This window comes from Clostridium sp. C1, assembly GCF_018223625.1.
Lineage (GTDB): Bacteria > Bacillota_I > Bacilli_A > Erysipelotrichales > Coprobacillaceae > Allocoprobacillus.
Genome location: NZ_CP073631.1, coordinates 2647757 through 2666368, shown reverse-complemented (window position 1 = coordinate 2666368; position 18612 = coordinate 2647757). Strand labels below are relative to the sequence as shown.

At 32.5% G+C, this 18612-nt stretch carries 21 protein-coding genes; 4 read left to right on the top strand and 17 right to left on the bottom strand.

What is annotated here, in order from left to right:
- The first annotated feature begins 6 nt into the window (after window positions 1-6).
- Complete coding sequence (gerQ, locus tag KEC48_RS14230) at window positions 7-309, top strand: spore coat protein GerQ (RefSeq protein ID WP_087357613.1); 303 nt, start codon at window positions 7-9, stop codon at window positions 307-309.
- A gap of 31 nt (window positions 310-340) precedes the next feature.
- On the opposite strand, the gene KEC48_RS14225 is transcribed toward gerQ, so the two are convergent.
- The 10 genes from KEC48_RS14225 to KEC48_RS14180 all read right to left on the bottom strand — a co-directional run bounded on the left by KEC48_RS14225 (window position 341) and on the right by KEC48_RS14180 (window position 7181).
- A complete protein-coding gene (locus KEC48_RS14225; RefSeq protein ID WP_205089718.1) occupies window positions 341-1564 on the bottom strand; it encodes a cyanophycin synthetase in 1224 nt (407 codons plus the stop codon).
- Window positions 1564-2217 carry a uracil-DNA glycosylase gene (locus KEC48_RS14220; protein ID WP_211963170.1) on the bottom strand — a complete coding sequence of 218 codons (654 nt, stop codon included), beginning with the start codon at window positions 2215-2217 and terminating at the stop codon, window positions 1564-1566. Before KEC48_RS14220 ends, KEC48_RS14225 begins: the two co-directional genes overlap by 1 nt.
- Window positions 2217-3035, bottom strand: a complete 819-nt coding sequence (locus tag KEC48_RS14215; RefSeq protein WP_087357616.1) for a Cof-type HAD-IIB family hydrolase — start codon at window positions 3033-3035, stop codon at window positions 2217-2219. Before KEC48_RS14215 ends, KEC48_RS14220 begins: the two co-directional genes overlap by 1 nt.
- Window positions 3025-3852, bottom strand: a complete 828-nt coding sequence (locus KEC48_RS14210; protein ID WP_211963169.1) for a Cof-type HAD-IIB family hydrolase — start codon at window positions 3850-3852, stop codon at window positions 3025-3027. The genes KEC48_RS14215 and KEC48_RS14210 overlap by 11 nt, the downstream gene beginning before the upstream one ends.
- Window positions 3853-4638 (bottom strand): alpha/beta hydrolase-fold protein, encoded by a 786-nt coding sequence (locus KEC48_RS14205; RefSeq protein ID WP_211963167.1) that lies wholly within the window; start codon window positions 4636-4638, stop codon window positions 3853-3855.
- Between the two features lie 41 nt (window positions 4639-4679).
- Window positions 4680-4973 carry a septum formation initiator family protein gene (locus KEC48_RS14200; protein ID WP_087357619.1) on the bottom strand — a complete coding sequence of 98 codons (294 nt, stop codon included), beginning with the start codon at window positions 4971-4973 and terminating at the stop codon, window positions 4680-4682.
- A 382-nt stretch (window positions 4974-5355) separates the two neighbouring features.
- A complete protein-coding gene (gene yabP / locus KEC48_RS14195) occupies window positions 5356-5649 on the bottom strand; it encodes a sporulation protein YabP (protein WP_087244315.1) in 294 nt (97 codons plus the stop codon).
- A gap of 56 nt (window positions 5650-5705) precedes the next feature.
- Entirely contained in the window at window positions 5706-5978 is a 273-nt protein-coding gene (locus tag KEC48_RS14190) for an RNA-binding S4 domain-containing protein (protein ID WP_087357622.1), read from the bottom strand.
- Window positions 5969-6487 carry an AbrB/MazE/SpoVT family DNA-binding domain-containing protein gene (locus KEC48_RS14185; RefSeq protein ID WP_087357623.1) on the bottom strand — a complete coding sequence of 173 codons (519 nt, stop codon included), beginning with the start codon at window positions 6485-6487 and terminating at the stop codon, window positions 5969-5971. The genes KEC48_RS14190 and KEC48_RS14185 overlap by 10 nt, the downstream gene beginning before the upstream one ends.
- 4 nt (window positions 6488-6491) lie before the next feature.
- The gene (locus KEC48_RS14180; protein WP_211963165.1) at window positions 6492-7181 is read right to left on the bottom strand and encodes a glycerophosphodiester phosphodiesterase family protein; all 690 of its coding nucleotides are present in this window, start codon (window positions 7179-7181) and stop codon (window positions 6492-6494) included.
- A gap of 56 nt (window positions 7182-7237) precedes the next feature.
- Between KEC48_RS14180 and KEC48_RS14175 the strand changes: the two genes are divergently transcribed.
- Window positions 7238-8023: a Cof-type HAD-IIB family hydrolase gene (locus tag KEC48_RS14175; protein WP_087357625.1), complete on the top strand. Its 786-nt coding sequence runs from the start codon at window positions 7238-7240 to the stop codon at window positions 8021-8023.
- A gap of 10 nt (window positions 8024-8033) precedes the next feature.
- On the opposite strand, the gene KEC48_RS14170 is transcribed toward KEC48_RS14175, so the two are convergent.
- The 5 genes from KEC48_RS14170 to KEC48_RS14150 all read right to left on the bottom strand — a co-directional run bounded on the left by KEC48_RS14170 (window position 8034) and on the right by KEC48_RS14150 (window position 14235).
- Complete coding sequence (locus KEC48_RS14170) at window positions 8034-9674, bottom strand: putative manganese-dependent inorganic diphosphatase (RefSeq protein ID WP_087357626.1); 1641 nt, start codon at window positions 9672-9674, stop codon at window positions 8034-8036.
- Window positions 9675-9689: 15 nt separating this feature from the next.
- Window positions 9690-10349 carry a PAS domain-containing protein gene (locus KEC48_RS14165; protein ID WP_205089723.1) on the bottom strand — a complete coding sequence of 220 codons (660 nt, stop codon included), beginning with the start codon at window positions 10347-10349 and terminating at the stop codon, window positions 9690-9692.
- Between the two features lie 91 nt (window positions 10350-10440).
- Window positions 10441-11721, bottom strand: a complete 1281-nt coding sequence (locus KEC48_RS14160) for a galactokinase family protein (RefSeq protein WP_211963162.1) — start codon at window positions 11719-11721, stop codon at window positions 10441-10443.
- On the bottom strand, window positions 11718-12734 hold the full coding sequence (locus KEC48_RS14155; protein WP_211963160.1) for an aldose epimerase family protein: 1017 nt from the start codon (window positions 12732-12734) through the stop codon (window positions 11718-11720). Before KEC48_RS14155 ends, KEC48_RS14160 begins: the two co-directional genes overlap by 4 nt.
- Window positions 12727-14235 (bottom strand): UDP-glucose--hexose-1-phosphate uridylyltransferase, encoded by a 1509-nt coding sequence (locus KEC48_RS14150; RefSeq protein WP_211963158.1) that lies wholly within the window; start codon window positions 14233-14235, stop codon window positions 12727-12729. The genes KEC48_RS14155 and KEC48_RS14150 overlap by 8 nt, the downstream gene beginning before the upstream one ends.
- Window positions 14236-14401: 166 nt before the next feature.
- Between KEC48_RS14150 and KEC48_RS14145 the strand changes: the two genes are divergently transcribed.
- Window positions 14402-15406 carry a LacI family DNA-binding transcriptional regulator gene (locus tag KEC48_RS14145; protein WP_087357631.1) on the top strand — a complete coding sequence of 335 codons (1005 nt, stop codon included), beginning with the start codon at window positions 14402-14404 and terminating at the stop codon, window positions 15404-15406.
- Between the two features lie 22 nt (window positions 15407-15428).
- On the opposite strand, the gene gltA is transcribed toward KEC48_RS14145, so the two are convergent.
- Both gltA and KEC48_RS14135 read right to left on the bottom strand, forming a co-directional pair.
- Window positions 15429-16817 carry an NADPH-dependent glutamate synthase gene (gene gltA / locus KEC48_RS14140; RefSeq protein WP_211963155.1) on the bottom strand — a complete coding sequence of 463 codons (1389 nt, stop codon included), beginning with the start codon at window positions 16815-16817 and terminating at the stop codon, window positions 15429-15431.
- Entirely contained in the window at window positions 16817-17665 is an 849-nt protein-coding gene (locus KEC48_RS14135; protein ID WP_205089728.1) for a sulfide/dihydroorotate dehydrogenase-like FAD/NAD-binding protein, read from the bottom strand. The genes gltA and KEC48_RS14135 overlap by 1 nt, the downstream gene beginning before the upstream one ends.
- A 128-nt stretch (window positions 17666-17793) precedes the next feature.
- Between KEC48_RS14135 and KEC48_RS14130 the strand changes: the two genes are divergently transcribed.
- Window positions 17794-18582, top strand: coding sequence for a Cof-type HAD-IIB family hydrolase (locus tag KEC48_RS14130; RefSeq protein WP_211963153.1), 789 nt, complete (start codon window positions 17794-17796; stop codon window positions 18580-18582).
- Window positions 18583-18612: the final 30 nt, after the last annotated feature.

Here is an 18612-nt window from a genome sequence, read left to right as displayed (position 1 = left end):
GAATCTATGGATACAAATAATCAATCAATCATACCCAGTTCACAAACATCTTCATTACCAACCCCTATTTCTGAACAGACTTATCTAGAAAATATTTTGCGTTTAAATATTGGAAAACTTGGCACTTTCTATTTCACATATACCGGAAGTGAAGATTGGCGTGATCGTATTTACAAAGGAATCATTGAACAAGTTGGTAGAGATCATTTTGTTGTACGAGATCCTAAAAACCAAAAATACTATATTTTTCAGTTTGTTTATTTTGATTGGGCAGAATTTGATGAACCCATCAATTTCAATACACGATAAAAATAAAAACCAATGAAAGAGTTCATCTCCTTTATTGGTTTTTTGTATCTTGTGTTTGAAGATCAATCAAATATTTTCTGACACGAGAAATAAAATGTAAAGATCCCGTTACAACAATATGTTGTTTTTTAATATAAGCTGTTTGCATAGCCTCAATAAAACTATTGACAATTGTCAAATGAGGACGTGGTGCTATTGACGATAAATCAATAGCTCTTTCATCTTGGAAAGTCGTGATATAAACATGATAACCCGCCTTTAACATAGCTTCCAACATTTCATCAACATCACGATCATTTAAACATGAAAAGACAATCGCTACATCTTTCTCTTTTTTGACTCTCAGGGTTTGTAATAAAGCCTTAATACCCGGCATATTATGAGCACCATCAATGTCCACTTTCACACCTTGATAATCCAATGTTTCATAGCGTCCTTTCCATGAAGCATGTTCAATTGCCGGTTGTGTAACAATAGGATCAAGTTTAATCAGTTTAGAAGCAATTGTTAATGCCAGACGTGCATTTGTCACTTGATAAATCCCTTGATTTTCCAAAGTAAATGCCATATCACGATATCGAAAATGAAAAGGATAACGAGAAACCTGATATTCAGGAACAACATACATCACTGCACCCATAGCGTCACATTGTTCTTGAAAACGCGCTAGAATCGTCCCTTTGGTTTCACTTGTAATAAACATTTGATGAGGTTTAATAATGCCCATTTTTTCATTGATAATATCATAAATATCACCCAATTGCTTTTGATGATCTAAACCAATATTGGTAATAGCACTCACAATAGGATCAATGACATTCGTTTTATCGTTCATTCCTCCAATTCCAGTTTCAATAATACGATAATCTAAATCTAAGGATTGAAAATATGCCAACATAATTAACACATCAATTTCAAACATAGACAGTCCATCTTCTTCAATAATGGCATAATATTGATTGACATATTTTAACAAGTCTTCATCACTAATAGGTATATCATCAACACGTATACGATCATTATGACAAATCAAATACGGTGAAGTAAAAGTCCCTACTTTATACCCATGAGCATTAAGTATACTGCGTAAGTAATTCACTGTTGAACCTTTTCCATTTGTCCCTGCAATATGAATCATATTTTTCTGTTTCATTAAAATATGACATTTATTTAAAGTATCTCTAAAAGCATCAATTGATCTTTTACTTCGTTTTGATTCTATGTATGCTATGGCTTCATGAACATCTGTAAACATTATCGAATCCTCCAATCTATAGGTTCTATTCCTTGACTTATTAAAAACTGATTTGTTTTAGAAAAAGGTTTAGAACCAAAAAAACCACGATAAGCAGATAAAGGTGAAGGGTGAGGGCTTGTAATCACACAATGCTTTGTCTGATCAATCATTTTAGCTTTATCAATAGCCTGTCTACCCCAAAGAATAAAGACTAAAGGCTTTTCTCTTTGATTCATCGCTTCAATGATATGATTTGTAAAAACTTCCCAGCCCTTTTCCTTATGTGAATTGGCACGATGTGCCTGAACTGTTAAAACTGTATTCAATAATAAAACTCCTTGATTTGCCCAAGCAGATAAATCTCCATGACGAGGAATCTCTATCCCAACATCATCATGGGCCTCTTTATAAATATTAACAAGACTCGGTGGAATAGGCACACCTTTAGCCACACTAAATGCCAAACCATTGGCCTGATGTTCTTCATGATAAGGATCTTGGCCAATAATCACAACTTTTATATCTTCATAATCTTTAAAATTGAAACAATGAAAAATACGTTGACATGGTGGATAAACAGTATGAGTTTGATATTCATGATTGACAAACGCTTCTAACTGCTGATAATAAGGCATTTGACGTTCACGATTTATGATTGTTTTAAAATCCATTACAGAATAAACCTTTCAATAATTTCAGCAATAACACCTTCATTATTATCAGCCTTTGTCACAACATCACAAACTTTTTTGACATCATCCACCGCATTTCCGGCAGCCACAGACAATCCTGCCACTTCTAACATTGGTAAATCATTATAATTATCCCCCACAGCAATACATTCAGACAAATCCACGCCAATGATTTGAGCCAGATGTTTTAATCCTTCTCCTTTATCCACACCAATCTTATTAAACTCCATATAACGATTAGATGAATAACTGACAGCACACATTCCTTCTGTTATTGATTTCATTTGAGGTTCTAAACTCATCAAATAAGGAACATCTGTATTTTGAAATAAAATCTTTGATATAGGCTCATCCTTTAAAAAATCCATAGAATTCTCTGTCATAATTTCACATTCTACCTGTTGTTCTTGAATACGTTTTGCTTCTGATTCAGATAAATTAAAAACATACACTTTATCTTTTGTATAAATATGTTGACAAACATCCTGTTGTAAACCAAACTCAAAGATTTCCTTTGTTTTTTCAAAAGATAACCCTTCAAAATAAAGCAATTGATTGTTTTTATTCTCTGTTAAAGCGCCACCATTAAATGAAATAACATATTCTTGAGGAATATCATATAATCCCAGTAATTTTAAATCACGTTGAATAGACATAAAACCACGTCCCGTTGCCGGAACAAACTTAACTCCTTTTTCTTTGGCCAAACGAATTAAATCAATATTTCTTTGACAAATGACATGCTGATCATTCAACAATGTTTCATCCATATCACTTGCAATGACTTTATACTTCATTTTCCATTTCCTCCCCTATAAACTTTTCAATCACTTCTTTAACTGCTCCCTGATCATAATCTACAGTTGTCACATAATCACTGATATCTTGAATATCTTGACTGGCACCTGCCACACATACACCTAATCCTGCCATTCCAATCATTGACACATCATTATAATTATCACCAATCGCAATCACATCTTTGGTATCTATATGTAAATAATTAGCCAACCACTTTAAAGCAGCTCCTTTGCTTACACCAAGAGGATTAAATTCAAGATAGCGATAAGAAGAATAACTAATAGAAAATTGCTGTTTGATTGTTTCAGGCAAATCTTTTTCAATCGATTTTAAATACTCCATATCTGGTTTGACATACAAAAACTTCGCAATCTTAGCATCTTTCAAAAAATCCATATTATATTCATCAACAACTGAAAAAGCTGCTTTTTGGGCTGTTTTTCTTTCTATTTCACTTGGTTCTGCTCTAAATAAATAACAATGATCCAAAGTAAAAATCATTACACAAACATGATACTTCTCACCCCAATCAAAAAGTAACTTGGCTTCTTCAAATGAAAGTCCTTGAAAAGAAAGAATCTGAGCCTCTTTATTTTCAACAATCAATCCACCATTAAAACAAATGGAATATTGATGTGACTGCTGGTATGTTCCAATTTCTTTTAAAATATCTTCAATCATAGGAAAAGAACGTCCTGTGGCTGGTACAAACAAAACATCTTTCATCTGATGAATAGCATCCTGATTCATTTTTGGCACATGATGATTCACTAATAATGTTTCATCTAAATCCGATAAAATCATCTTATACATTTAAACATCCTCCTCATATAAAAAAGACATAAATAAAGGTACTCTTTCTCTCCATTCACTCTCATTATGATGAGCACCCGGAAAATAATGAACTTGTAAATTTTCTACCTTTGGTTCTAAATGTTCATAAATTTGTTGATTACTTTCTATGTACCATTGATTAATGATTTTATCATCTCCACTTTCAAATTCTCCTAAATCCAAATAGAAACGATTTGATTGATTATAATCTTGATGTTCAATAATATCTATAAATTCATCTACATAAAACCAGAACGCTGTCGATAAAGCTGCACATTTTTGAAAAACTTCAGGATATTGAAAAGCTGCATAAGCACTAATGACAGCTCCCATAGAACTCCCAACAATGCCTGTATTCTCTTTTTGCGTACGAAATCGACAATCAATATATGGTTTTAATTCATCTTTTAGCCATTCAATATAAGCCTGTCCTTCGCCACCAATAATCAGTCCATCCTGTTGTGTTTCCTGATAAGAAAGAACATCATTAATCGGCCAAGGCCCATATTCATCCATACGTTTAAAGCCTTCTTCATTGCAAGGAATCGCAACCATAATGATATCCATTCCCGTTTCTTTGACATACTCTAAAAAGCCCCAGCTTATTCCACTATATGATAAATAATCAAAAAAAGCATTCTGTCCATCTTGAATATAAAGAACTGGATATTTCTTTTGTGTTCGATAATAATCATCTGGTAAATAAACTGTAATTTTACGTTCACGCTGCAATGTTTTCATTGGAAAACAAAACGAAACAAACATTTTAAAACCTCCTTTAACAAGACAAAAAAATAAGCCCGAGCTTATTTTTTTGATTCCGGTAATTTAATAACTTCTTCATCATCATCTGGAAAAATATACTGCTCTCTTGCATATCGGGCAACATAATCATCATCTGTTAAAAGTTCCACTTCCTTAGATAATTCCTGTTTTTCCTTTTGTAGTTCTGCCTTTCTTTCTTCTAATTGTACAAGCTGCTGCTTTTGTCCTATGACACGATAAGCATTGACTCCTAATGTATAGATCAGCAAAGCAGAAATCCCAATATAGACAAATCCTAAGAGCTTTTTATATCTTGGTGTTTTCTTTTTTGCCATTTTTTCTTCATCCTTCCTATTCTTTTTTGTATTATACCATTAATATAACGAAAAAAGAAGATAAAAGGTGAGAATATTCTTTTGAAAAAGTGAACTATTTTCTCTAACCCATACAAAAGATAATAAGCATAATAACGACTATACACCAAATAGCCACCAAGTAAGAAAACTAAAAAATAGCCTCTGACAATTCCCTCATTAAAGAAAACAAGTCCATAAAAATAAAGAACGCCATAAATCATACCAAGACAACATTGTATAATATAACGTATCCACAAAGGAATCCCATATAAAAAACGATTCACAACATGATAAACACCAGTCATGATAAAACCAAATAAAAAGGAATAAAAAAGACATTGAAATTGTATAATTAAAGACATTATTTCAAGAGTTTATTAAACATCTTTTCTTTAGGATGTTGTTTCTTCTTATCTGACACATAACTGATACTATCAATATTTCCTCGAATACTTACTTCATTTTGATCTTGATCCAAACGTACCAGAGTCAATTCACTCCCTGTGATATTTAAATATCCTAAAGATGTTTCAATCAAAAACTCATAAGCATCAAAACTCTCTATCTTTTTGACACCAGTTAACTCCAAACTCTTACGATCCTTTAAACACACATGATGATATGGTGTCTGTTCAAAATGTAAACTATTATCCATATTCAACCCTCCTATACCAACATATGTTCATTTCCTCTTTTTATGCAAAAAGAGGTTTACAAAATCGTAACCTCCTCTTTCTTCTTTTCTTCAATAATATCATATAACATATGGCTATCATCCTTTAAAACATGATCCCTTAATTCATTAACCTTCACAACCAATATACTACGACCGAATTCAATCTCAATGATATCTCCAATTTTTAATTTTGTAGATGGTTTAGCCACTTTGCCATTCACCTTGACACGTGATGCTTCACTCATCTCCTTTGATAACGTTCTTCTTTTAATAATTCTCGAAACTTTTAAAAATTTATCTAAACGCATGACTCTAATTCCTCCTCAATAATATCTCTTACAAATTCCAGTAATGCCTGATCTATTAAATAATAAGGCGTCTGATGACTTAACATCAGCAAAGCTCCTTGTACAACCTGTTCATAAAGCAAAGGAAAAATGGTTACTTTTTCCTCTTTCCCATAAAACTCCATCGTGATTTCTATTTGTTGTTCTCTTTTTTGTAATTGCAATAAAAAATCTTTAGATAATTCACGTCTTTGATATTTTGCCAGACCATCAGAAGAACAGACGACGATACATCTTTTATCACACAATAAAAATGTATTATGATATTTACTATAAAGACGTTCTAATAAAATTTGAATCGTAGGACTCAGTTTGTATAACATCGAAAACTTCGTTAAAATGATATGATTGTGTTCAACCGCAAAAGAAACACTCTCACCTTCCTTCAACATTAACTGTTTTCTAATTTCCTTAGGAATCACAATTCTCCCTAAATCATCAATTCTTCTGACCATACCTGTTGTTTTCATCTTTTCACCTCAAATATTCATTTGATATTAGTATATCCACTCCTAATTCTTTTAATCTTTGATATTCTTTAAAATCAGGAATTGTCCACGATGCAGTGAAAATATGATGTTTTTTTAATTGTTTCATTCTCTCTAAATCCAAAAAATCATAACGTGGATGAAAAGCCTGAATATGATATTTCAATAATTCATGATACTTTTGTTCATAATCATTTTCCATCAAATAACCAACATAAGCTTTTGGGGCAATTTCTTTCATCTTCAATACTGAAGATAAAGAAAACGAAGAATAATAAATCTGCTTTTCAACTCTCAATGCTTTGACAAGAGCATGAACTTTTTCTTCAATACCTTGATAAGCAATCACATCTGTCTTCAATTCAATATTCACAACAAATTCTTTATCTTGAATAAATGTCAATAAATCCTCCAACAAAGGCAATGGATAAAAGCCCTCTTTGCCACATGAAAAAGAATATTCCTGTAACTTGGCATAAGTATAATCTTGAATAAAACCATGACCATTACTCGTACGATCAATCGTTTCATCATGAATCAAGACCAGTTGCCCATCTTTTGTCATATGAACATCTGTTTCCACACCATCAAAACCTTTTTGATAAGCCTGTACAAAAGCTTCCATTGTATTTTCTGGATAACATGCACTATATCCACGATGTGCTAATAATTTCATATCTTTATCACCTTCACTATGGTATAATATTATACTATAAATGTGAGGTGTTACAAATGATAAAAGCAATCTTTTTTGATATTGATGGCACATTATTATCCCATCAAAGTCAAAGCGTTCCTGCATCAACAAAAAAAGCTTTGAAAATACTTAAAGAAAAAGGCATTTATACTTTCATTGCAACAGGAAGACATATTTCTGAAATCAAGGATTTACCTTTAGACGATTTAGAATTTGAAGGATATATTACCCTCAATGGTCAATATTGTTATAACAAAGAGGGGGTTATTTACGACTTACCCATTGATCCACAAGATATTCAACAAATTCTTTCTTTCATTGATCAAAAACCATTTCCTTGTATTTTTGTTGAAGATGAGAAAATGTATATCAATTATCACAACCAGGCTGTTGAAACAGTTCAAAAAGCCATTTCTACCCCTTTACCCGAATTAGGCAATTTAAAACGTGGTTTGACTCATCCCATTTACCAAGTCATTCCTTATGATATAACCATTGAACAAGAACAAGAAATTCTCCAACAGATGCCCCATTGTCAATATACTCGTTGGCATGATTTAGCCATTGATATCATTCCTCAAAATGGTGGGAAACAAAATGGTATTTTAGAAGTTTTAAAAAACTACCATATCTCTATTGATGAAACAATGGCATTTGGTGATGGGCATAATGATATAGACATGTTAAAATTAGTGAATATTGGTATTGCGATGGGAAATGCCAATGATGAAGTCAAAGAAGCTGCTGATGAAGTGACTGATAATATTGATCATGATGGAATTTATAAAGCACTTAAAAAGCATCATCTCATTGATGAGTGATGCTTTCTTTTTATTGTGTTAAAACTTCAGTAATAACAGGTACAACTTGTTTTTTTCTTGAAATAACTCCTGGTAAACTTGCCTGCTGATCAACAAGTTCAACATGGAATGCTGTTTCTACATAATCTTTGCGTGGCCCTGCAACCAATACTTCACTTGTCGCATTGATGACATCAGTCAATAATAGCATTGTAAATTCCATATGATTATCTTTAGCCACTTGATCCATATAATCAAGCATATCTTTTTTATATGGAGCAAAGCCTTCAATATCCATTGTATTGACCTGAGCTACACCAGCAGATAAATCACCAAATGTAAATTTCTTATAATCCTGATTAAAGATTTCTTCTACTGTTTTTCCAACAAGTGATGTCCCTGCTTTAAACATACTCATACCAAACTCTTGGATATCAACACCAGCAATTTTAGCCAATTCTTTAGCCATCTTTGTATCAGTTGGTGTACATGTAGGAGATTTAAACAACAATGTATCACTGATGATTGCCCCTAGCATTAACCCTGCCATGTCTTGAGGAATATCAATTCCTGCTTCCTTATAACATTTTGCGACAATAGTTGCTGTACATCCGACCGGTTCCGCTCTAAATAAAACTGGTCCTATTGTTTGAATATCAGCCACTCTATGATGATCAATAATCTCTAAGATTTCTGCTTCTTCAATACCATCAATCGCCTGACTTCTTTCATTATGATCGACTTGAATAACTTTCTTTTTCATCCCATTTAACACTTGATAACGTGAAATAGATCCAACAACTCTACCCATAAAATCAATCACTGGGTAACTACGATAACGTGTTTCACTCATGACCTCTTTAACATAATCGACTGTATCATCCGTTGAAAAAGTTGTTAAACCACCTTTTTGCATCACATATTCTACTGGTACAGCCTGAATGATTTGTTGTGATGCCATAAATGTATTAAATGGTGTAGAAATCACACTTATATGTGCATCCATACATTGTTGTAATAATTCCTTAGAAATGGTTAATGAACCTGTTAAAATCACTAATGATATTTTCTTATTCATTAACCGTTCAATCGCTTCATCACGATCTCCACCAACAATCACTACATCATTTTCATGCACACGTTTACTCGCTTCTTCACCAGTCATAGCGGCAATATGAATTTCACCTTTAATTGTTTTTAATTGTTTATCTAAATAAAGAATACTTGCATCCAATGTATCAATCACATTTTCAATCGGTGTATTCGCTTCTTTTAAAATCAAACTATCCCATTGATCCATATATCCTTCAATAATATTAGAAGTTGATAACAATCCCAATAACTGACTATGATCATCTAAAACAGGTGCACTCTTTAAATTCTGTTGTTTCATTAAAGACCAAGCTGTTTTTAAAGTCAATTCCTTAGAAAAAACAGTTACCTTATCATATTCTAAATCTTCTACTGTCTGTTTTACTGTTTTTAATAAAACAGGAATTTCAGTATGAAATCTTTTCAAAATATATTCTGTTTCCTTATTGATTTCACCTAATCTCACAGGCACCGCATTATAACGCCCTATTCTAAATAAATAATCAGCATAAGCAATCGCACTACAGATAGAATCGCTATCAGGATTTTTATGCCCACTTACAAAAACAATATCTTTCATGTCTATCCCCTTTCCTTACATCTTCTTTAAATAACGATAGATAGTCGGTTCACTTACAGCCAGTTTTTCAGCCACAAGCACAATAGCTCCTTTGACCTTAAACGTTCCTTTTTCCTGTAAATATTTAACCACTTTAATCTTTTCTTCCACATTTAATCTTTCTACAAGAAAATAACTTGGAAATCCCATCTGTTCTAAACACTCTTTAATATATTTATCAATCATCTCATCTAAAGGTGAAGATAAAATCTCAATTGGATTATCCAACTTAAATTCCACATCTTTACGTTCTTTAATACCTAAAATTCTCTTTAACGTTGTTTCGATATACTCATAGTCTGAAATATTGACATTTATACAAAGCATACCCACAGGCATTTCATGCCCTTCTTCTTTAATAAAATAAGTAGCTGAACGAAGTAACTTTCCATCATTACCTGTTGTTTTATAATTCATGACATAATCATGATCCTTATACTGCTTCGTTTTCAAATAATGAATAGATAAATTCGATAGCTTAGCGCCTATTTCTCTACCAGAAATATAACCATTTGCAATTGCAACAATTTCCTGCTCTTTGGAAGTGAGATCATGAAGTGCTACTTCAACATTATCACCTAAAGCTTCTCCTAGAAAATCAACCAATTTTGCATAGGGTTCTAATAATTTATACATGAATTTCGCCTCCATTGCAATTATACACTAATTTTTTTAAAAGAGATAGCTTTTTTATCATGATAAGAAAAAAAGCCGGATTGAACCCAGCTTAATCAATAACTTTCATACCACCATATTTTCTAACCTTTAAAATATGACAGCTTCCTTCACCAAAATATTTTTCAATACTTTGTTTATATGTTTCAACATAATCATCTTCTACAAAAGCTTGTATTGTTCCAGCAAAACCACCACCATGAACACGACAAACTCCATGTGTATCTAAAATATCTTCTGATAATGCAAGAGCTAAAGAAACAGCCTGTTGACCAACATAATGATTAGAATAGATATTTTGAAGATATTTAAATGAACTTTCTCCTGAAGCTTTGACAACTTGTTTAAAGGCATCAAAGTCTTCATCTTTTAATGATTGAACAGCTTTTTGAACACGTTTATTTTCATTAAATACATGAATAGCTCTTAAAACAGCACGATCATTTGTAGCTTCTCTGACTTCAGTGAGATGATTATAGAAATCTTCTTCACTCACATCTCTTAAATATTCCTGATGGAAGAAATGATCAACTTCTTTTAATTCTTCTGGAATAGAAGCATAATCTGCTGTTAAATCAGCATGTGAAGCATGAACATCAACAATACACAAACTATGATGGAAACGTGGAAAATCAACATTTATTTTTTCTACAACAGGATTATCATCATCCTTGAAATCAATGTGAATCAAACTTCCCACTGAACATGCACATTGATCCATCAAACCACATGGTTTACCAAAATAAACATTTTCACTATATTGACCAATTTTTGCAATTGTGACAGGGTCTACTTTCATATCATTATACATACCAGAAAGAACCGTTCCAATCATGACTTCAAATGCAGCCGAAGAAGATAATCCAGATCCCTGCAAAACATCACTTGTCATATAGCCCACAAAACCACCAGTCTGGTAATTGAGCTGCTGAAATCTTGCCAGAATACCACGAATCAATCCTTCTGATGATTCTTTTTCATTTTCTCTTAAAGTTATATCATTGATATCTATGGCTGCAATATCATAATCATCAGATAAAATTTTAATCTTTGTATCATCTTTTGCAACGACTGCAATAATATCTAAATTAATAGCTGCAGCCAATACTTCACCATGTTGATGATCAGTATGATTTCCACAAACCTCGCTTCTTCCAGGTGTACTATAAATCGTAATCTCCTGATCTCCATAAAGCTCTATAAATTTTTCAATAGCTTGAATATATCTTGCTTTTTGATATTCTAGTTGTTGTAAATCCATATAAACATCTAATAACATATCATTATATACATTATTTTGAATATCTTGAATAACTAAACTTGCTTTTTTCATGATTGTATCACTTTAAACTGATATGATGTTGTTTCATCATAAGTTTCTCCTTTTCTTAAGATTGTTGTTGGTTGTTTTTCTAAATGAATCGCATCAGGCATATTTTGTGTTTCAATACAAATAGCATCTCTTGCATAATAACGTTCTCCATATTTTCCTAATCGCCCATCTAAAAAGTTTGCTGTATATATTTGAGCCTGTGGTAACGTTGTTGATACAATTAACTGTCTTCCCGTTGATGGATGTGTCAAAATAACCTGATTTTCATTGACATCAAATAAAAACGGGTGATCAAAACCATTTCCAATTTTTAATTGTTTATCTTCTTGTTCTACTCTTTCGCCAATAAAGGCAGCTTGTCTAAAATCAAATGGTGTTTCTGCAACATCTTTCAATTCACCAGTTGTTAAACCATCGGAGTCAACACAGGCAAATTGGGGTGCATGAATCTGTAAAGTATGCTGATAAATGTTTTCTTTATGTCCTGACAAATTAAAATAAGAGTGATTTGTAATATTAATCAATGTATCAGCTGTAGATGTTGCTTGATAGTGCACCTTTAAAGTATCACCGATTAATGTATAAGTCACCGTCAAATCCAAATCACCAGGATACCCTTCTTGTCCATCTGGTGATAAATAATGGAAAACAAGTGTATGGTCATCTTGAATCGTATAATCAAAAACTTGATAACTAAATCCTTTGATGCCACCATGCAAATGATTAGGTCCATTATTCACAGCCAAATGGTAAGTTTGTCCATGAAGTGTAAATTCACCTTTTTTAATTCTATTTGCAACCCTTCCAACCAATGCTCCTAAATAGGCATCTAAAGTCTGATATTGTGTAAAATCATCATATCCTAAAACAACATCATCTTTATGACCATTTTTATCAGCCATAATCACTTTGATAATTGTACATCCATAATTAGATACAACAACTTCTAATTGTTCATTTTTCATCGCAATCATATCAATGCGATCATCAATATGTTGAATAACTTCAATCATGATTATCTTCCTCCTTACGTAATGATTCAACAAAGTCACAAAAAGCATCAATACCTTCATCATTCATCTTAAAAACACCAGCATCTTCTAAAACTTCTACAAATTTTATTGTCAAGGCTGTTTTTAAAACATCATCTACATTATCTTCTTGAATTTGATATTGTTCTTTGATTTCATTATACCATAATTCATGTTTTTGTAATTCAGGATAATCTCTAATTTGTTTTTTCTGTAATAAACAATCTTTTAATAATTCCAGTTCATTTTTTAATCTGGCTGGTAAAACAGCTAATCCCATCACCTCTATCAATCCTATATTTTCTTTTTTAATATGATGTAAAGATGCATGAGGATGGAAAATACCATCTGGATATTCTTGAGATGTACGATTATTTCTTAAAACAAGGTCCATTTGATATTGTTGATTCTTCATTCTTGCGATAGGAGTGATAGTATTATGTGGTATATCATCTGTATGTGAGAGAATATCTAAAGCAGGGTTAGAATAATGTTTCCATGCTTTCAACGTTCTTGAAGCAAAATCAATGATTTCCTGTGGATTGGAAGAAGTTATTCTTATCGTTGAAAGTGGCCATTTCAATATCTCAATCTTTGATTGAGGAAAATCTTCAAATGTTAATGTTTGAATCACATCAGCATTATTCATTGCAAATTCATAACATCCACCTTGAAAATGATCATGTGTTAAAATTGATCCTCCAACAATCGGTAAATCCGCATTAGAACCTAACATATAATGAGGAAACTGTTCAACAAAGGATAAAAGATGTTGAAACGTATCTTGATTAATCACCATAGGAATATGTTCTTTATTGAAAACGATACAGTGTTCATTATAATAAACGTAAGGTGAATATTGAAAATAATAGTCTTGCCCATTCAATTTCAATGGAATAATACGGTGGTTTTGTCTGGCAGGACGATTAAAATCTCCACTAAATCCTACATTTTCTTTACATAATAAACACTTTGGATAACCACTTGTTTTGACAAGTTTTGCTTTCGCAATATCTTTAGGATCTTTTTCTGGTTTTGATAAATTAATCGTGATATCTATTAAACCATATTTATAATATTTTTGAAAACGAATATTCTGATCAGTACGATCTTTACGAATATAATGGGAATCAATGGAAAGATTATAAAAATATTGTGTTGCTTTTTTTGGTGAATGTGCATAGCGGCGATAAAATGTCTGCACAACTTCACTTGGTCTAGGCATTAAACAATTCATTAGACGTGTATCAAATAAATCTTTTTCTACAATGCTGTCTTCAATGATGCCTTGTTCAACTGCATAATTTAACATTTTCTCTAAAATGGGTGTACAATCACCAATCACTTCATGAATATCTTCTCTTTCAAATTCATTCATATTTAACAAATCCAGTAATAAATTTGTTGCATAATCTCTATCAGCTTCTTGTATTAACTGACGATCTAATCCATATTGTATTAACTGATTAATTGCATGGTTCATATTTTGTCCTCCTCATTATCTACCTATACCATACCACGCTTCTTAGAAAACTTCAAATATTTTTTACTTATTATTTAAGTAAATTTTTACTTATTGAGATATTCTTTGAAATTTCATAGCATTTTCAAGTATTTTCCTATATAATAAAGAAAATAAGGAGGTAACTATGGCCACTTTAAAAGATATTGCCCAACTGGCAGATGTTTCAATTGCGACAGTTTCACGTATTCTTAATGACGATCCTACTCTAAGTGTCCCTCCCCAGACAAGAGAAAATGTACTTGAAGCTGCCAAAAAACTTCAATATCATAAAAAGAAAAAAAATGATCCAAACATTCATATCTGTTTAATTCAATGGTATTCTTTACAACAGGAAATCCATGATCCTTATTATTTAACTTTGCGTCATGGTGTAGAAGACTATTGTGCAAAAAATGGTATTATATTAAGGAGAATTTTTAAAGATGATGTTCATATTGAAAAATCTTTAAAAGGTATTGATGGGATTATCTGTTTAGGAAAATTTAGTAAAAAACATATTGAAACATTAAAAAAATATAATGATTCTATTATTTTGTTAGATATGGATTACGAAAATTTAAAAGAATGTTCGATTGTATTAGATTTTGATTTAGCTTTAAAACAAGCTTTAACATATCTAAAGAACTTAGGTCATCATAAAATCGGTTATTTAGGTGCTATTGAATATCTAGATGATGGTTTAGCTTATGAAGATATCAGAAAACAGGCATTTATCAAATATGCGACAGAGTATCAATTAGAATATGAAGATTATCTTTTAGAAGGAGAGTTTACAAGTGAATCTGGTTATGCGATGATGGTAAGTATGATTCAATCCCATCATTTACCAACAGCTCTCTTTGCGGCGAGTGATCCTATTGCGATGGGGGCTATGAAAGCTTTAAATGATTATGGATTCCATATTCCAGAAGATATCTCTATTATTGGATTTGATAATATTGATGCCAGTAACTATACATATCCACCACTTACAACTTTTTACGCTCCAGCCTTTGATATGGGGCAATTTGGAGCAAAACTTCTCCATCAGGCAATTAAAGATCATACCAAACTATTACCTATGCGTATTCAACTTCCTTGTTATCTGGTGGAAAGAGAATCATGTAAAGCTGTGCAAAAAAACGATTAGAAAGACTCTAATCGCTTTTTATTTATTTCTGTTTTAAAGCTTCATCAATAGCTTGGGCAGCTTTTTTTCCAGCACCCATTGCTAAAATAACAGTCGCTGCTCCAGTCACGACATCGCCACCAGCATAGACACCTTCCTTAGATGTTTTCATTGTTTCTTCATCAACAATAATTCCACCCCATTTTTGTGTATCTAAGCCCGGTGTTGTCTGTCTAATCAATGGATTTGGACTTTGTCCAATGGAAACAATAACAGTTCCTGTTTCAATCACAAAGTTTGAACCTTCCTTGACAACTGGTCTTCTTCTACCACTTTCATCTGGTTCTCCCAGTTCCATTTCTACACATTCCATAGCATGAACCCATCCATCTTTTCCCTCAATTTTAACCGGATTTGTTAACAACTTAAAGATGATACCTTCTTCTTTAGCGTGATGCACTTCTTCAGCTCTGGCAGGAATTTCCTGTTCTCCACGACGATAGACGATATAAACATTTTTAGCTCCTAAACGTTTTGCTGTTCTGGCTGCATCCATCGCAACATTTCCTGCTCCAATCACACACACAGTATCACTTATTTTCACTGGTGTTGGATGCTTTGGAAATTCGTAACCTTTCATCAAATTGACACGTGTTAAAAATTCATTAGCGGCATAAACACCATTTAAATTTTCACCCGGAATCCCTTGAAAACGAGGAAGCCCTGCTCCACTTCCTACAAAGATAGCTGCATAGCCTTCTTCCTGTAATTCATCAATTGTTATGGAACGTCCAACAACAACGTTTGTTTCAAACTTAACACCTAAATCAGCTACCCCATCAATTTCTTTTTGTACCAAATCTTTAGGCAAACGAAATTCTGGAATACCATATGATAAAACGCCTCCTGTTTTATGCAAAGCCTCAAAAACAGTAACATCATATCCCTTTTTCGCAAGTTCTCCAGCACAAGTCATTCCAGCTGGTCCACTTCCAACTACAGCTACTTTGATACCATTTTTTTCAATATGATTTTCTTTCTTCTTTCCATGATCACGGTGATAATCTGCAACAAATCTTTCTAAACGTCCAATTCCAACAGACTCACCTTTAATTCCTCTGACACATTTTCCTTCACATTGATTTTCTTGAGGACAAACACGCCCACAAATGGCAGGTAAAGCATTTTCTTGAGTTATAATTTCATAGGCTTCTTCAAAATGACCTTTTGCAACTTCACTGATAAATTCAGGAATAGGAACACCTACAGGACACCCATTTTTACATGGACTATGTCTACAATTTAAACATCTTGTTGCTTCTTCCATTGCCTGTTCTTCTGTATATCCTAAGGCAACTTCCTGAAAATTCTGGTTTCTCACTTGAGGTTCCTGCTCAGGCATTTTCACCTTTTCCAATGACATATTTGGCATTATTTGACACCTCCCATTAAATTACACATACGATTGGCTTGTTCATCCATTTGATGTTCTTCTTCTTTAAACATTCTTTGACGTGCCATCAATTCATCAAAATCAACTTGTAATCCATCAAAATCTGGTCCATCAACACAAGCAAATTTAATTTTTCCATCTACAGTTACACGACAGCATCCACACATACCTGTTCCATCAATCATAATCGGATTTAATGAAACAGAAGTTTTGATATTATGAGGCTTTGTAACGCCAACAACCGCTTTCATCATTGGTACAGGACCTATCGCAATGACTTCATCAATAGATTCTCCTTGATCAATTAAATCAGCTAAAACTTGTGTGACAAATCCTTTTTGACCTAATGACCCATCATCTGTTGTGATATAAACATTCTTACAGAATTTTCTAAATTCATCAGCCCATAAAACATATTGAGCTTCTCTACCACCAATAATAACATCAACATCAACACCCATTTGTGCTAACGCTCTTAATTGTGGATAAAGTGGGGCACTTCCAACACCCCCTGCAACACCGACAACGTGTTTAGAAGCATGTAATTTTGTTGGTTCTCCTAATGGACCTACAAAATCTGTAATTTCATCACCTTCATTTAACAATGCCAATGCTTTTGTAGAATACCCAACAATTTGATAAATAATTGTAATTGTTTCTTTTTCTCTATCATAATCAGCAATTGTCAATGGAATTCTTTCACCATCTTCTCCAACCCTTAAAATAATGAACTGTCCCGGTTCACATTTTCTAGATACATGGGGTGCATGAACTACCATCAACTCTACAACATCATTTAATTTTTCTTTGTGTAAAATCTTATACATCTCTATCTACCCCTCTCATAGTTTAAAAAAGTATATCATATAGATAATTTTTTCGCAATACAACATCATCATTATCTCTTGACCATATTCTTTAGAAAGCTTATGATATGAAAAAAGGAGAAATATTTATGCAGACAAAACTTATCTTTTTTGATATAGACGGAACATTAATTGATGAAAAAACAGGAACAATTCCTCCATCAACAATCCAAGCCATTTTACAGGCTCAAGCCAATGGACATCTTTGTTTCATTAACACTGGCCGTCCATTTTCTACCATTGATTCAATGATTACAGACATTCCATTTGATGGCTATATTTGTGGTTGTGGCACTTACATTCAATACCATCAACAACCCCTATTTCATGCTCAATTAAGTACTAATCTGAAACATAAAGTGATTCAAAGCATTTATCAATATCAAGTTGATGCTATGCTGGAAGGCTATGATGGTGTTTATTTTTCTAAAAATTTGAAGCACCCTTTTATTCAATCTATCCAAAAACATTATCAAGACATCGGTTTTCACACAGGAAGTTTTACTTCTCATGATGATGTTTCCTTTGATAAATTAACAATCTGGTATCAACCTCATACTGATATTGAATCTTTTAAACAAGAATTACAGGATGACTTCCATATTATTCAAAGAGATATCGATTTTTTAGAAATCGTCCCTTTCCCTTATTCTAAAGCTTCAGGCATCCAATATATCATTGATCATCTTGGATATACAATAAAAGATACTATCAGTATTGGCGATTCAACAAATGATCTTCCAATGTTAAAATATACTCATGATTCTGTAGCTATGGGTAACAGCAATCCCCTTTTATTTCATGAAGTTTCTTATATAACAACAGATACTGATAATCATGGTATATTTAACGCTTTAAAACACTTTCAAATTATATAAAAAAAGAACGTGGGGAAACGTTCTTTTTTA